This window comes from Microbacterium wangyouchuni (genome assembly GCF_051546305.1).
Classification (GTDB): Bacteria; Actinomycetota; Actinomycetes; order Actinomycetales; family Microbacteriaceae; genus Microbacterium.
In genome coordinates, this window is record NZ_JBPTMA010000003.1 from 411,631 (window position 1) to 426,961 (window position 15,331).

The following is a 15,331-nucleotide window of genomic DNA, read 5'->3' on the forward strand; positions in this document are numbered from 1 at the left end:
TCTGATCCGACCAATCCCACCCTGCACCCTTGCAGCAGCACGAACGAAGGAGTTCACATGAAGCACATCAAAAAATTCAGCGGTCTGGCCCTCATCACCGCCGGCGCGGTCGTTCTGGCCGGTTGCTCGGCCGGGGGAGCGGCCGAAGGAAACGGTGAAGCCGCCGAGCTGGAGAGCTTGTCGATCATGGCCCCGTATCTCGTTACGAATGCGCCGGCCGACGGCAACGAGGTCCTCGCGGCCCTCGAGGACATCGCCGGCGTGGAGCTCGACATCACCTGGGTGCCCAACTCGTCGTACCTGGACAAGACCAACATCACGCTCGCCGGGGATGACATCCCACAGGTCATGATCATCCAGGGCAAGGACCCGGGCTTCGTCCGCAATGCCGAGGCCGGCGCCTTCTGGGATCTCACGGATTACTTGGACGACTACCCCAACCTGAAGACGACCTTCCCGGAGGTGCAGCACGCCGCGAGCGTGAACGGCAAGGTGTACGGCATCTTCCGGGCCCGTGACGTCATGCGCGCGGCCGTCATCATCCGCAAGGACTGGCTGGCCAACGTCGGACTCGAGACGCCGGAGACTACTGAAGACCTCTACGAGGTCGCCAAGGCGTTCACCGAGCAGGACCCGGATGGCAACGGCGCCGATGACACCTACGGCCTGATCATTCCCAAGTGGCCGGGTGCGATCGGCAGCAACAGCCCCTACGACGTCATCGAGACGTGGTTCGGCGCAGGCAACCGGTGGACCGAGCGCGATGGCGAGCTGGTGCCGAGCTTCACCACCGACGAGTGGCTCGACGCCGTGGAGTATGAGAAGGAACTTGTCGACGGGGGATACGTCAACCCGGACTACACGACGTTCGACTCGGCGACCTGGAATGAGCCCTTCCTGAATGGCAAGGGCGGCATCATCATCGACGTGCACTCGCGTGCCGGTCAGCTGATGAACCTGCTCAAGGAATCCGACCCTGACGGCTTCGACCAGTACGTTGACATCGCCGGCAACCTGACCGGCCCCGACGGGGAGCTGCACGCTCACCCGACCACCGGCTACAGCGGGTTCCTGGCGATCCCGAAGACGAACGTGCGCACCGAGGCTGAGCTGCGCGCTGTGCTGGAAGTGCTCGACAAGCTGAACTCGGCCGAGGCCGGACCCATCCTCAACAACGGCATCGAAGGCGAGACCTACACGCTGGACGGCGATCTCGCTGTCGCCGTCGACGACGCTCCGCAGGAGCTGAAGGATGCCGTGCTCAGCTACAGCCAGCTGGGGATGAACGTCACGGGATTCCAGGGCTATCTCCCCCAGCAGGCCACAGAGTACGAGCAGGAGATGTACGACAAGCGCAAGCAGATCGAGGCATCCGACACCGAGCACGCGGTGTATGACGAGGCCGCGGCCTACGTCTCGCAGACCTATGTCTCCAAGGGTGCCCAGCTGGACGTGATCGTCTCGGATGCGCGCATCCAGTACATCGCCGGCCAGATCGACCTCGACGGTCTCAAGGACGCGGTTGCGCTGTGGCGCAGCAGCGGCGGAGACGACATCATCGCCGAGATCAATGAACTGAGCAGCCAGAACTGACCGAACGAGGGGCGGATGCGGGTTGCATCCGCCCCTCCACACCGATAGGAGATCGCGTGGTCGTTCTGGACACACGCCCCGTCACTCAGACGGAGGCGCTCACCGTTCCGACCCCGAAGCGTCGTCGAGGCGCACGGGTTCATTTCACCCAGTTCAAGTGGCTCTATCTGATGCTGCTGCCGGGGATCATCTACTTCGTGATCTTCCGGTATGGGCCGATGGGCGGCGCGGTCATCGCGTTCAAGGACTACGTCCCTTTCCTCGGCATCGCCGACAGCCCCTGGGTGGGCTTCAAGCACTTCGAGGATCTGTTCGCCAGCCCCGACTTCGGGCGGATCATGGCGAACACCCTGATCCTCGCGCTGCTGAGCGTCGTCGTCGCCTTCCCGCTGACGATCGTCGTCGCGCTTTTGCTCAACGAGCTGCGCGTCAACATGGTCAAGCGCTCCGTGCAGACCCTGATCTACATCCCGCACTTCCTGTCGTGGACCGTCGTCGCATCGCTGACCTATCTGCTGTTCGCCCTGGACATCGGCCCGCTGACGCAGCTGATCAATGGTCTGTTCGGGACGGACACGAGCTTCCTCACTGATCCGGCGTGGTTCCGGCCGATCATCGTCCTCCAGGACATCTGGAAGAACACCGGCTGGGGCACCATCATCTTCCTCGCCGCGCTGGCGAGCGTCGACCAGGAGCAGTATGAGGCGGCGATCATCGACGGGGCCGGGAGATTCCAGCGCGTCTGGCACGTCACGCTCCCCGCTATCCGCCCGACGATCATCATCCTGCTCGTGCTGCAGATGGGGCAGGTGCTCAACACCGGATTCGAGCAGATCTATCTGATGACCAACTCGCTCAACCGTCAGGTGGCGGATGTCTTCGACACCTACGTGTACTTCATGGGCATCACCCAGGGCTCCTATAGCTACAGCACCGCGGTCGGCCTGTTCAAGGCGGTCGTCGGAGTGGTGCTGATCTTCGGGGCGAACTGGCTCGCCAAACGCTTCAACCAGACGGGGATCTTCTGATGGCACGCGAGAAGTACCGGTTCAATACCCCGGGTGGCAAGGTCTTCGACGTCTTCAACGTCGTGCTGCTCACGGCCGTCGGTATCGTCGCATTGATCCCGTTCGTCTACGTCATCGCGGGTTCCTTCGCCACCGAGCTCGAACTCGCCACCCGGTCGTTCTTCGTATGGCCGGAGACGTTCAGCCTGCGGGCCTACGAGTCGATCCTGACGAGCCCCACGTTCCTGCGTGCGATGGTCACGACGATCGGGGTGACCGTGGTCGGAACGCTGGTCCAGCTGTTCCTCACCGCTTCGATGGCCTATCCGCTGTCGAAGGGAAACCTGCCCGGGCGGCGCACGCTGCTGTCGCTCATCGTGTTCACGATGGTCTTCTCCGGTGGAATGATCCCGACGTTCCTCGTCGTCAAAGACCTGGGGATGCTGGATACGTACTGGGCGCTGATCCTGCCGATGGCGATCAATCCGTTCAGCCTCATCATCATCAAGAACTTCTTCGAGCAGCTCCCGGGCGAGCTCGAGGAGTCCGCGAAGATCGACGGGGCGAACGAGATGCAGGCGCTGTGGAGCATCATCCTCCCGCTTTCCAAGCCGGTGCTCGCCACCTTCGCGCTGTTCTATGCCGTGGGTATCTGGAACGACTTCATGTCGCCGCTGCTGTACCTCAACGACAACTCGATGTGGACGCTGCAGATGTTCCTGCGTCAGGTGACAGTCGCCACAGATCTGTCGATGTTGGAGGCAGGCCCCGGTCAGATGCCGCCGGCGCAGGGGATCAAATTCGCCGTGATCGTTGTGGCGACTCTGCCCATCCTGCTGTTCTACCCGTTCCTGCAGAAACACTTCGCCAAGGGCATGCTGATCGGTTCGGTGAAGGGATGACGGCTCTGCTGTATGCGAATCCGTTGGCTTCGCCTGAGGATCTCGCCGGCTGGGTGGTTGAAGGGCCGATGGCAGCATCTGCAGATGCGGACGGGGTGCTGCTGTCCAGCAGTGGAGGCATCGACGAGCACTGGACGCTGTGGTGCCCCGAGGTGTTCGGGGACCGCATCCGCATCAGCTGGGAGATGTCGCCACGCAGCGAGCCGGGCCTGGCGATGCTGTTCTTCGGAGCGGCAGCGACTGCCGGTGGCGGGATCTTCGACGACGGCCTCGCCCCGCGCACGGGGGCGTATCCGCAGTATCACTCCGGAGACATCCGCACCCTGCATGTGTCCTACTTTCGCCGGCGTTGGGAAGACGAACGCGCCTTCCACACCTGCAATCTGCGCAAGTCGCCCGGATTCCATCTGGTCAGTCAGGGTGCCGACCCGCTGCCATCCGTCGAGGACGCACGTGGCGATTTTTATCGCATCTGCGTCATCAAGGATGGCGCCCGCGTGACCTTCTCAATAGACGACCTCGTCCTTTTCGAGTGGACCGACGACGAATCGACCGGTCCGCGGGTGCGCGACGGCCGCATCGGATTCCGACAGATGTCCCCGCTGACCGCCCGCTACCGAAACCTTGAGGTGCATTCGCTATGACCGCCCCCGCTCCTGTCGTTCCCCTGCGCTGGCTCGATGACGTCGCGCCGAAAACGCTGCCGTCGGGCGTCACCTGGGGCGCGCCGCTTCCCCGGGGAAGCGTGGGGTCGGTCTCCGAACTCCGCCTCCGCCGTGACGGTGAGAACGTGCCGGGCCAGTTCTGGCCGCTTGCGACCTGGCCGGACGGGTCGGTGAAGTGGACCGGCGCCGCGCTCGGCGCCATGGGTGAGCTCGGCGCCACGGGTGACGTCGGCGCCGCGGGTGACGTCGGCTCGGGGGACGTCGGCGAGTACGAGATCGTGGCGGATGCCCCATCCACCGCCCCCGCGCATGATCGCCCGGTGCGGGTGCACCGAGCGGCCGACCTCGTCGTCGTGGACAACGGCGTGATCACCGTGGAAATTGGCGTGCCGCAGCAGCACAGATCGGTCGAGGGACTCATCCGGACAATCACGCGGGACGGCGTCGTGATCGCCGAAGACGTGCACCTGGTCAGCCTGCGGCAGGACGAGATCGCGGAGGACGGCGGCGGCGCGCCGCGCGAACACTTCCGCTCACGCATCTCGCTGGTCGATGTCGAGCAGGAGGGCCCCATCCGAGCGGTCGTGCGGATCGAGGGGACGCACCGGGCGGAGTCGGGCGAGCGGGAGTGGCTGCCGTTCGTCGTGCGGCTCGTCCTGGTCGCCGGTTCCGAGGAGATCCGCGTCGTGCACACGGTGATCTGGGACGGTGACGGCGAGGTCGACTTCCTCACCGGGCTCGGTCTCCGGGCCGGGGTGCCGCTGCGGGCGCCATTGCACGACCGACATGTCCGATTCGCCGGCGCCGATGGCGGCTTCTTCTCCGAGGCGGTGCGCGGACTCACCGGCCTCCGTCGTGATCCTGGTGCCGAGGTGCGTGCCGCACAGATCCGGGGTGTGGCGACGCCGCCGACCGCCGGGTGGAACCCGGAGGTGTCCGAGCGGCTGGATCTCATCCCGGCATGGTCGGATGCCACGCTCACGCAGCTCAGCGCCGACGGTTTCGGCATCCGCAAGCGCACGGCTCCCGGTCACGCGTGGATCAGCGCCGGGGCCGGTACTCGGGCGGAAGGTTTCGTCTCGGTCAGTGATCCGAGTGGCGGTCTCGGCATCGGGGTACGGGGCTTCTGGCAATCGCATCCCGGTCAGCTCGACATCCGGGGCGCGGCATCCGACCGAGCAGAGGTCACCGCGTGGCTGTACGCGCCGGAGGCGCAGCCCATGGACGTCCGGTTCTATCACGACGGCCTCGGCCAGGACGACTTCGCGACACAGCTCGAGGCGCTCGAGATCACCTATGAGGACTATGAGCCGGGCTTCGGGGAGGCGCAGGGCATCGCGCGCACCCACGAGCTCACACTGTTCGCCTATGCGGCGACCCCGTCGATCGAACGCTTGGCCGAGGACGTGGCGCGGGTGCAGACTCCTCCGCTGCTGCAACCGACTCCCGCGCACCTGAATGCGGTCGGTGTGTTCGGCGACTGGGCGCCGATTGACCGGTCGACGCCGCTGCGCGGGGAGATCGAAGACAGCATCGACTTCCTCCTGGACTTCTATCTCGGGCAGATCGGACAGCGCAGCTGGTACGGCTTCTGGGATTACGGCGACGTCATGCACGCCTACGACCCCGACCGTCATGTGTGGCGATACGACGTCGGCGGCTACGCCTGGGACAACAGTGAGCTCTCACCAGATCTCTGGCTCTGGTACTCCTACCTGCGCAGCGGTCGTGCCGACGTGTTCCGGCTCGCCGAGACGATGACCCGGCATACCGGCGAGGTAGACGTCTATCACCTGGGCCGGTGGAAGGGCCTCGGGTCGCGGCATAACGTGCAGCACTGGGGATGCAGCGCCAAGCAGTTGCGCATCAGCAGCCCGATCTACCGGCGCATCTTCCACTATCTGACCGCGGACGAGCGCGTCGGCGACCTGCTCACCGAGCTGCGCGACAGCGATCAGCGCTTCCTCGACACCGATCCGACCCGAAAGGTGCGCTCGGATGCGGCGACCTATCGACCGGATCGCTCCGCGCTCGCCGTCGGGCTCGGGACGGACTGGGGTGCGCTGGCGGCGACGTGGCTCACCGACTGGGAGCGCACCGGCGACGAGCGTTCCCGCGACCGACTGCTGGGCACAATGGCGGACATCGGCGCGCTTCCGCACGGATTCCTCACCGGTGAGGCCCTCTACGACCTCGACGCCGGGCGGTTCGACACGACTCGCGAGCGCATCTCGGTGTCGCATCTGAGCGCGGTGTTCGGCCTTGTCGAAGTGTGCAGCGAGCTGATCGACCTCGTGGACGTGCCCGGGTTCCGGGAAGCGTGGTTGGAGTACTGCCGCCTGTATTTGGCAACGCCCGAGGAACAGATCGCTGCCGTCGGAGCTCCGCTCACCGGCATCCATCTCGAACAGGCGCACAGCCGGCTGACGGCGTACGTTGCGGCGAGCACCGGCGATGCTGATCTTGCGGATCTGGCCTGGCAGGCGTTCGAAGGAGTCGGGGAGTGGCTGGTTCATCGGCGCGACTTCACACTGAATCGGGTGGAGGTGCCATACGTTCTCAACCCCGTGGATGAGGCGCCCAGTGTGTCGACGAACGATGCGGCCCAGTACGGCTTGGCGGCGATTCAGAACCTCGCCCTGATCGGAGATCGTCTGCGCTGAGCGGAGCACTTCTGCCCCGTAGGCTCGAAACCATGGCAATGAAGGTCGTACTCGCACCGGACAGCTTCAAGGGATCCATCACCGCGGCCGATGCTGCGCAGGCGCTCGCCGCGGGGTGGGCATCTGTCGATGGCAGCGCCGACTTCGTGATGCGTCCGATGGCGGACGGCGGCGAGGGCACGGTGGCCGCGTTCGCCGCGGCCGTGCCGGGTGCGGTGCGGATGCCGGTACGCGTGGATGGACCGGCAGGGGTGCCGGTGGATGCCGAGTGGCTGCTGCTGCCGCCGACGGACGGCGCACCGGGAGGCACCGGGGTGATCGACCTGGCATCGACCTCCGGCATCGAGCTGGTTGATGCGCTGCGCCCCTTCGACGCCGACACGACCGGATTCGGCCAGGCGATTGTCGCCGCGCTCGATCATGGCGTCTCGCGCCTGGTGCTCGGCATCGGATCCAGTGCGTCGACGGATGGTGGGACCGGGCTGCTGACCGCACTCGGCGCGCGTTTCGCTGATGCCGCCGGGTTGCCGATTGCGCCCGGCGCGCGCGGACTGCTGGAGCTCGCCACCGTCGATCTTGCGGGGCTGCGCCCGGCTCCCGAGGTCCTCGTGCTCTCGGATGTGACGAACCCGCTGGTCGGGTCGCACGGCGCTGCAGCAGTGTTCGGCCCGCAGAAGGGGCTGACCGACGCGGTGGATATCGTGCGCGTCGATGCCGCTCTGGTGCGCCTCGCCAACCTGCTCGGCGCGGACTCGCAGCTGCCGGGCTCGGGCGCGGCCGGAGGCGCCGGCGGTGCACTGGCCCGCTGGGGTGCCGAACTCTCTCCCGGTGCCGGTGAAGTTGCCCGACTGATCGGACTGGAAGAAGCTGTCGCCGATGCCGACATCGTGGTGACCGGCGAGGGATCCTACGATGGTCAGTCCGGCGACGGCAAGGTGCCCTCGTTCGTCGCCGGGGTCGCAGCTCGCGCGGGGGTGCGCGCCGCCGTCGTCGCCGGGCGGATCACCTCAGACGCGGACACGGCGCTGTTCGAGGCATCCATCTCACTCACGGATCTTGCCGGCTCCGCACACGCCTCTCAGACAGAGCCAGCGCGCTGGCTTCATGCGGCCGGTGCTGCGCTCGCGAACGACTTCGCCCGCTGAGGCCAGCGGAAACCGGGACCTGCCGGCGACGGCGTCAGATGAAGGGTCGCACGTCGAGGATGGAACGGAGCGAGAATCCGCCCGTATCGATCATGTCCGGCAGTTGCACGGCAAGCTCAGCCACCAGCCCGACGCGCGCCTGGACGACGTGTAGATCGCCTTCGGCGGCATCCGGAGCCGACAAAGCGGCCGCGGCACGGTCGGCAAGCTTCTCGCACGCCGCCGTGACCTCTGCTGCTCGGTGACCATCGCGCGCCGAACGCCCTACGGAATAGACCCAGTCGAGCTGTCGAAATCCCCACGCGTCGAGCGAGTCGTCGTCGGAGGGCAGTACAGTCGCGGTCTGGTGCAGCAGCAGAAGCCCTGTGTCAACGACGCCAGAAGGATGCGGCCACGCGCGCCCGAGCCACTCATAGAGAAAATGCATGTGGAAACTGCAGCCGAGATTGCCGAACAGGCCGGGGTCCTCGTCGATGGCCCCCATTCGATCGCGGAGCCAGAGCCCTGTCTCGCCATCGGCATGTTCGTCCAGCCAGCCCCGATAGTGGTCAAGCCATCGGGCGCGCTCGTTCTCGTCGGCGCCAGCACATACAACGCCGATGGCGAGGAGTCCTGCTGCCTCGTGGGACGCGGGCCACGGCTGATCCCAGTCGAGTCTGGCGAGGAAGGGGGCGGCCGCCTCTGGGCGCAGCAGGTCTTGCAAGCGTGCGGGGACCGGCGGTAGCTCGCCAAGCACCATGAGCGTCGTCAGCGCGGTGGCAGCGCGGTGGATCTCGCCATGAGTCGGATCCGCGAACAGTCCATCTGCTGTCGCGAACGAGTTCACGCTCCGGCGCAGAGCTTCCGCTTCGGATCCCCCGGGACGGTCGCCGAGCGCAATCCTGATGCCGACGGCGGCTGCCGTTCCGTACAGATCCGGGGTGGTGCCGCCGCGGTGGCGAGCGTACCCGTCTGCCTGGCGACTCTCCGCTACCCGCTCGTGCACCTTGCTAAGAAACCCGCCGAAGCTGGAAGCGCAGACCATGAATCACCGTTCTCGAGATGGCTCGTCGCGAGCACAGTTTTCGCAACGGCGTCTATCGCCGGTGCGGGTTGATCAACCTCAGCCGCCCAGCGCCGCCGACACCACGGCTCGGGCCTCAGCCTGCACCTCGGCTAGGTGTTCAGCTCCGAGCAGGCTCTCGGCGTAGAGCTTGTAGACGTCTTCAGTGCCGGAGGGGCGGGCGGCGAACCAGGCATTCTCGGTCTGCACCTTGAGGCCACCGATCGCGGCGCCGTTGCCCGGCGCGTGTGACAGCTTTTCGAGGATCTGCTCGCCGGCCAGCGTCTTGGCCGTGACGGACTCGGGTGCCAGTCGCGCGAGTGTCGCCTTCTGCTCGGGTGTGGCCGGCGCGTCGACGCGCTGATAAGCGGATGCCCCGAACGCCTGCTCTAGTTCGGCATAGCGCTCGGACGGGCTCTTGCCGGTGACCGCGATGATTTCGGCGGCGAGCAGGCACAGCAGGATGCCGTCCTTGTCGGTCGACCAGACCGTACCGTCCTTGCGCAGGAACGAGGCCCCAGCAGATTCCTCGCCGCCGAACGCGACAGATCCGTCGAGCAGACCCGGTACGAACCACTTGAATCCGACGGGAACTTCTAGCAGTCGTCGGCCCAGCGACTCCGCAACCCGGTCGATGATCATCGACGAGACCAGGGTCTTGCCGATCGCGGCATCCCGAGGCCAGTCAGCGCGGTGCGAGAACAGGTAGTCGATCGCGACGGCGAGGTAGTGGTTGGGGTTCATGAGCCCGGCATCCGGGGTGACGATCCCGTGTCGGTCGGCGTCGGCGTCGTTTCCGGTGAGCACGTCGAAATCACCGCGGCGAGCGACGAGGGATGCCATCGCGTTCGGCGACGACGGATCCATCCGGATCTTCTCGTCCCAGTCCAGCGTCATAAACCGCCAGGTCGGATCGACCTCGCGGTTGACGACGATCAGGTCCAGTTCATACATCTCCTGGATCAGCGACCAGTATTCGACGGATGCTCCGCCCAGGGGATCTGCGCCGATGCGGATGCCGGCCTTCTTGATGGCATCCACGTCGATGATGCTGGCGAGGTCGCGCACGTAGGCGTCGCGGAAGTCGTAGCTGGGCAGTGCGTCCCAGTCGAGGTCTGCGAAGCTCGCCGCCTTGACGCCCTCCATGCCGCCCTCGATGAGTTCGTTCGCCCGGGCGGCGATCCAACTGGTGGCATCCGTGTCGGCGGGGCCGCCGTGCGGCGGGTTGTACTTGAAACCGCCATCGCGGGGCGGGTTGTGCGAAGGGGTGACGACGATGCCGTCGGCGCGGCCGGCGGCGTTCGGCGAAAGGGCGCGGTTGTGCGTGAGAATCGCGTGGCTGAGCGCCGGGGTCGGCACGTAGGAATCGCGTGAGTCGACGCGTACGTCGATGCCGTTGGCGATGAGCACCTCGATGGCAGTGCGCTCGGCGGGCAGCGACAGGGCGTGGGTGTCACGGCCGAGGAAGAGAGGACCGGTGATGCCCTGCGACGCCCGATACTCGACGATCGCCTGGGTGGTGGCGAGGATGTGCTGCTCGTTGAAACTGTTCGTCAACGACGAGCCGCGGTGGCCGCTCGTTCCGAAGGCGACGCGCTGTGCTGCCACGGACGGATCCGGGCGCCGATCGTAGTACGCGGCGATCAGTTCGTCGACGTCAATGAGGTCACTTTGCTCCGCGGGGAGGCCGGCACGGCTGGTCATGGTTCCAGTCTGCCCCGATCTCGGCTTCTGCGCATCATCTGCGGGGCTAAGGTGAAACCCGTGACTGAACGTCGTACCTATAGCTACCTCGGCCCTGCGGGAACCTTCACGGAAGCAGCACTCGATCAGGTGGCTGCCGCGCGAGGCCAGCAGTGGCGTGCCGTTCACAACGTCGGTGAGGCGCTCGCCGATGTGCTGGAGGAGCGCAGTTACGCCGCGATGATCGCGATTGAGAACTCCATCGAGGGTGGAGTTTCGACGACGCAGGATGCTCTGGCTACTCTGCCGGGATTGCGCATCATCGGCGAGTACCTGGTGAAGGTGAACTTCGTCCTGGTGGCGCCGCGCGGCACGAAGCTCGAGGACATCTCCGCGATCGCCGCCCACCCGGTCGCCTATGCCCAGTGCCACGGTTGGCTGGGCAAGAACCTCCCGAACCACTCGCATGTTCCGGCGGCCAGCAATGTGGCATCCGCCATTGGCGTTCTGGAGGGAACGACGCCCGCGCAGGCTGCGATTGCGCCTCCCGGGATCGTTGCGCACTACGACGTCGATGTGCTGGCATCCGAGATCGGCGACAACACCGCCGCCGTCACGCGCTTCGTTCTCGTGACGCGGACCACGACGCCGCCGGACCCGACCGGAGCCGACAAGACGTCGCTGATCGTCGAGCTTCCCAACGATCGCCCGGGCGCGCTGCTTGATCTGCTCGAGCAGTTCTCGACGCGCGGCATCAACCTGTCGTTGATCGAGTCACGGCCGATCGGCGATGAGTTGGGGCGGTACCGGTTCGTGCTCGATGCGGATGGGCATGTGCAGGATGAGCGGATGGCGGATGCGCTGCTCGGCATCCGTCGGTTCAGCCCCCGTGTGGTCTTTCTCGGTTCGTATCCGCGGGCCGATCGGCAGATCGTGCACTATCCGGAGCGGTACGCCGATGACGTCTTCGTCGAAGCGCGCGACTGGTTGCGCGACCTGCTTTCCGGCGCGCCGGGAGAGTAGCTGGACCTGCTCGCTCGCCGCGGGGGGTGCGGGGTGCGGGGCGCGCGGTGGCGCGGCGGGCTCGGCGCGGGAGGTGTCGCAAGCGGCCGCTTCAGCGTGCTGAGAGCGGCCAGACGCGACACCTGCTGGATGCGGCGACTCGGTGAGGTGTCGCAAGTGGCCGCTTAATGCTGGGCCAAGCGGCCGAATGCGACCCCTACAGAGCGGCCGCGATGAGTTCGAGCGTTGCGGTGCGGCCGGGCGCGGCATCCATCGGCTCTGATTCGAAAACGCCGGCGACGGGCGAGAGCATGACCTCATCGACGCCGTATCGGGTCGCGAACTCGCGCGTCTCGGCGGCCACCATCTCACCTGTGCCGACGAACCAGCGCGAGCGGGCGGCCGCGATGACCTCATCGGTGGCGGGGTCGGTTGCGGCGGCGAGTGCTTCTTCCACTGTTTCCAGCGCGACGAGGGGCTTGTTCAAGCGCAGGCGGGCCATCATCCGCAGCTGGGGGAGGGCACGGTGCTCGGCCTCTTCAGCAGTGGCGGCGGCGACGGCGTTGACGGTGAGGAACGTGCGCGGCTGCGGGTGCTCTTCGCTGGGCTGGTACCCGGTGCGGTAGAGGTCGAGCGCGCGCTCGAGGCCATGGCCGGAGAAATGGTTCGCGAAGACATAGGGCAGGCCGTGGGATGCTGCGAGCTGGGCGGAGTAGTCGCTCGAGCCGAGCAGCCACACCTCGGGCGTGCTGGTCGCCGCCGGGGTGGAGTGCACGGTGTAGTTGCCGCCGGACGTGAAGCGCACGGTCGCGCCGTCGCCGGCGAGTAGCGCGCGGATGTCCTCGATGTTGCGGGGGAACTGTTCGACATCGCTCGTGGTGCCAGAACCGCGCAGCAGTTGCGTGATGACCGGGTCGCTTCCGGGGGCGCGGCCGAGGCCGAGGTCGATGCGCCCCGGCGCGATGGCTTCGAGGGCGGCGAACTGCTCGGCGACGATGAGCGGTGCGTGGTTGGGCAGCATGACGCCGCCGGATCCGAGCCGCATGCGCTGCGTGCGTCCGGCAGCTGCCGCGATGAGGACCGGGGGAGTAGTGGATGCCACGGCCGGCATGTTGTGGTGCTCGGCGAACCAGTAGCGCCGGTAGCCGAGCCGGTCTGCAGCCTCAGCGAGTGCGAGGGAGGAAGCGATCGCCTCGGCACTGGTCTGGCCGGTGTGCACGGGGACGAGATCGAGGACGGAGAGGGCAGGGGCTGAGGCAGTCATCATCTGGTGCAACTCTGAAGCCCGGGCGGGCATTCCCATTCTGTGTTTGTTGATGCCTGAGGCGTGTAGCGGATGGCTCTGTGAGAGCGCTCCCGCAGCGTGTGCTATCCTCTGGATCGCCAAGGGGGGCTTTGGTGTGTTCGACGCGAATCGCGTCGCCGATCACACGAAGATGCGATCGAATGCAATGGGGCTGTGCGCAAAGCGCACAGAAGGGGAATCACACATGAAGTTACGTCATTTGGCGCGCGCTGGCGCATTCGGGCTGAGCGCCGCCGTGGTGGTCGGTGGATCGCTGGTGCTGACGGCGCCGGCGCACGCTGCGGTCACCTCCATCAATCCGTTCGCGGGCAGCGACGGATTCACCGTCGTCACGATGGGTGATGCGGAACTCGGAAACGGCGAGATCGAGGGATCGATCGCCGTGACGGGGACGATCTCTGCTTCGAAGCAGAACTATCCCATTCGGCATCAGGCCGCCGGTTCCGGCGATTACACGATCCCGACTGTCGATGGTGTGCCGACGCGTGTGCTGGCCGGCGGGTTCGGCGGCGCTACGGGTACTGGCATTGCGATCACTAATCAGAACGCACCCGCTGATGGTCACAACGACCTTGGTATCGCCAAGCTGGTCTCGATCGAAGGCCTCAATGCCACACAGCGCGGCTCCTGGACTCGAGTGAGCACGGGAGATCCGAACAGCGCGGCGGTCCTCGACCTTGAGGCGTTGCCTTTCGTCGACGCGAATGCGTCGCTCGCCGCTATCACTACGCAGCTCGACTCGGTCGAGGCGTACCTCGATTTGCCGGCGTATGACGTGGCGCAGCAGTGCCTCGCAGCGGGGTATGCCTCTGCGGGGGCGGCGGATCCGGCCGACCAGTTGATGCACATCGTTGGTCCGAACTTGCAGGGAAGCATGGCCATGCCAGGGCCCTTCGCCGAGGACAAGCCGAACGTCTTCGAATACGCCGACTTCGTCGGAGCCAACCCGATCAAGCCGGACAACCTCGGCGGATGGATTCCGTCGGCGGATGCTCCGCTGATCATTCGTGTTCCGGCCGGTACGACCACCGTGCAGGGGATCCTGATCGAGGGCTGGAGCCCGAGCCTCGACGCGCAGCAGGATTACGCGCAGTACGTCATGTACGACCTGTCTGAGGTCACTGGTGCTGTCACGATCGATGGCGTCGAGATCGGTGCCATCTTCGCACCGAATGCCGACGTCACCTTCACGGGTTCGCGCACGCAGAACGGTCAGTGGGTTACGCGCGATCTGACGACACACGGTGGTGGTGAGATCCACCACTACGCCTTCGGTGGCAATATCCTCTGCGATTTCGAGGATGAGCCCGCCGTGGATGCTGCTGACGCGTCGGATGCTGTTGACGCTGCGGACGCGACGGATGCTGTTGACGCGACCGATGCGACGGACGCTGTTGACGCGACCGATGCGACGGACGCTGCTGACGCGACCGACGCTGCTGACGCGACCGACGCTGCGGATGCTGTTGACGCGACTGACGCGACGGACGCTGCTGACGCCACGGACGCTGCTGACGCCACGGACGCTGCGGACGCCACGGACGCTGCGGACGCCACGGACGCTGCGGACGCCACGGACGCTGCGGACGCCACGGACGCTGCGGACGCCACTGACGCCACTGACGCTGCTGACGCTGCTGACGCTACTGACGCTGCTGACGCGACTGACGCGACTGACGCGACTGACGCGACTGACGCGACTGACGCCACTGACGCCACTGACGCCACTGACGCGACTGACGCGACTGACGCTGCTGACGCCACGGACGCTGCTGACGCCACGGACGCAACGGACGCTGCTGACGCAACGGACGCTGCTGACGCGACGGACGCCACGGACGCTGTTGACGCCACGGACGCTGTTGACGCCACGGACGCTGCTGACGCGACGGACGCTGCTGACGAGACTGACGCGACTGACGTGGACGCGACTGATGCTGCTGACGCGACTGACGCGACTGACGCGACTGACGCGACTGACGCGACTGACGCGACTGACGCGGACGCGACTGACGCGACTGACGCAACTGACGCGACGGATGCTGCTGACGCGACGGATGCTGCTGACGCGACCGATGCTGCGGATGCCACCGATGCAACTGACGCGACGGACGCTGCTGACGCTACGGATGCTGCTGACGCCACGGATGCTGCGGACGCGACCGATGCCGCGGATGCCACCGACGCGACTGACGCGACCGATGCTGCTGACGCTGCTGACGCTGCTGACGCTGCTGACGCTGCTGACGCTGCTGACGCTGCTGACGCTGCTGACGCTGCTGACGCTGCTGACGCTGCTGACGCTGCTGACGCTGCTGACGCT

General features: G+C 66.3%; 11 protein-coding genes. 8 read left to right on the forward strand and 3 right to left on the reverse strand.

The genetic code is table 11. The features are described from left to right. Positions 1-57: 57 nt before the first annotated feature. Genes ACSS7Z_RS08570 through ACSS7Z_RS08595 form a run of 6 tightly spaced genes read left to right on the forward strand, consistent with a single transcriptional unit; the run spans position 58 to position 7,975 of the window. Positions 58-1,593, forward strand: a complete 1,536-nt coding sequence (locus ACSS7Z_RS08570) for an extracellular solute-binding protein (RefSeq protein WP_438254118.1) — start codon at positions 58-60, stop codon at positions 1,591-1,593. Positions 1,594-1,649: 56 nt separating this feature from the next. Then, positions 1,650-2,621 (forward strand): ABC transporter permease, encoded by a 972-nt coding sequence (locus ACSS7Z_RS08575; RefSeq protein WP_438254119.1) that lies wholly within the window; start codon positions 1,650-1,652, stop codon positions 2,619-2,621. Beyond that, positions 2,621-3,502: a carbohydrate ABC transporter permease gene (locus tag ACSS7Z_RS08580; RefSeq protein WP_438254121.1), complete on the forward strand. Its 882-nt coding sequence runs from the start codon at positions 2,621-2,623 to the stop codon at positions 3,500-3,502. The genes ACSS7Z_RS08575 and ACSS7Z_RS08580 overlap by 1 nt, the downstream gene beginning before the upstream one ends. Then, positions 3,499-4,146: a DUF1961 family protein gene (locus tag ACSS7Z_RS08585; protein ID WP_438254122.1), complete on the forward strand. Its 648-nt coding sequence runs from the start codon at positions 3,499-3,501 to the stop codon at positions 4,144-4,146. Before ACSS7Z_RS08580 ends, ACSS7Z_RS08585 begins: the two co-directional genes overlap by 4 nt. Then, positions 4,143-6,830, forward strand: a complete 2,688-nt coding sequence (locus ACSS7Z_RS08590; protein ID WP_438254124.1) for an exo-rhamnogalacturonan lyase family protein — start codon at positions 4,143-4,145, stop codon at positions 6,828-6,830. Before ACSS7Z_RS08585 ends, ACSS7Z_RS08590 begins: the two co-directional genes overlap by 4 nt. Positions 6,831-6,868: 38 nt before the next feature. Next, positions 6,869-7,975 carry a glycerate kinase gene (locus ACSS7Z_RS08595; protein WP_438254285.1) on the forward strand — a complete coding sequence of 369 codons (1,107 nt, stop codon included), beginning with the start codon at positions 6,869-6,871 and terminating at the stop codon, positions 7,973-7,975. Between the two features lie 34 nt (positions 7,976-8,009). On the opposite strand, the gene ACSS7Z_RS08600 is transcribed toward ACSS7Z_RS08595, so the two are convergent. Both ACSS7Z_RS08600 and pgm read right to left on the reverse strand, forming a co-directional pair. Continuing rightward, on the reverse strand, positions 8,010-8,999 hold the full coding sequence (locus tag ACSS7Z_RS08600) for a hypothetical protein (protein WP_438254125.1): 990 nt from the start codon (positions 8,997-8,999) through the stop codon (positions 8,010-8,012). A gap of 78 nt (positions 9,000-9,077) precedes the next feature. Beyond that, complete coding sequence (gene pgm, locus ACSS7Z_RS08605) at positions 9,078-10,721, reverse strand: phosphoglucomutase (alpha-D-glucose-1,6-bisphosphate-dependent) (RefSeq protein ID WP_438254126.1); 1,644 nt, start codon at positions 10,719-10,721, stop codon at positions 9,078-9,080. Between the two features lie 51 nt (positions 10,722-10,772). On the opposite strand from pgm, the gene pheA reads away from it, so the two are divergent. Continuing rightward, entirely contained in the window at positions 10,773-11,723 is a 951-nt protein-coding gene (gene pheA, locus ACSS7Z_RS08610; protein ID WP_438254128.1) for a prephenate dehydratase, read from the forward strand. A gap of 196 nt (positions 11,724-11,919) precedes the next feature. Here pheA and ACSS7Z_RS08615 read toward each other — a convergent pair whose 3' ends face one another. Next, positions 11,920-12,966, reverse strand: a complete 1,047-nt coding sequence (locus tag ACSS7Z_RS08615) for an LLM class flavin-dependent oxidoreductase (RefSeq protein WP_438254286.1) — start codon at positions 12,964-12,966, stop codon at positions 11,920-11,922. 226 nt (positions 12,967-13,192) lie between these two features. Between ACSS7Z_RS08615 and ACSS7Z_RS08620 the strand changes: the two genes are divergently transcribed. After that, on the forward strand, positions 13,193-15,331 hold a 2,139-nt coding region (locus ACSS7Z_RS08620; protein ID WP_438254130.1), incomplete at its 3' end, for a collagen-binding domain-containing protein.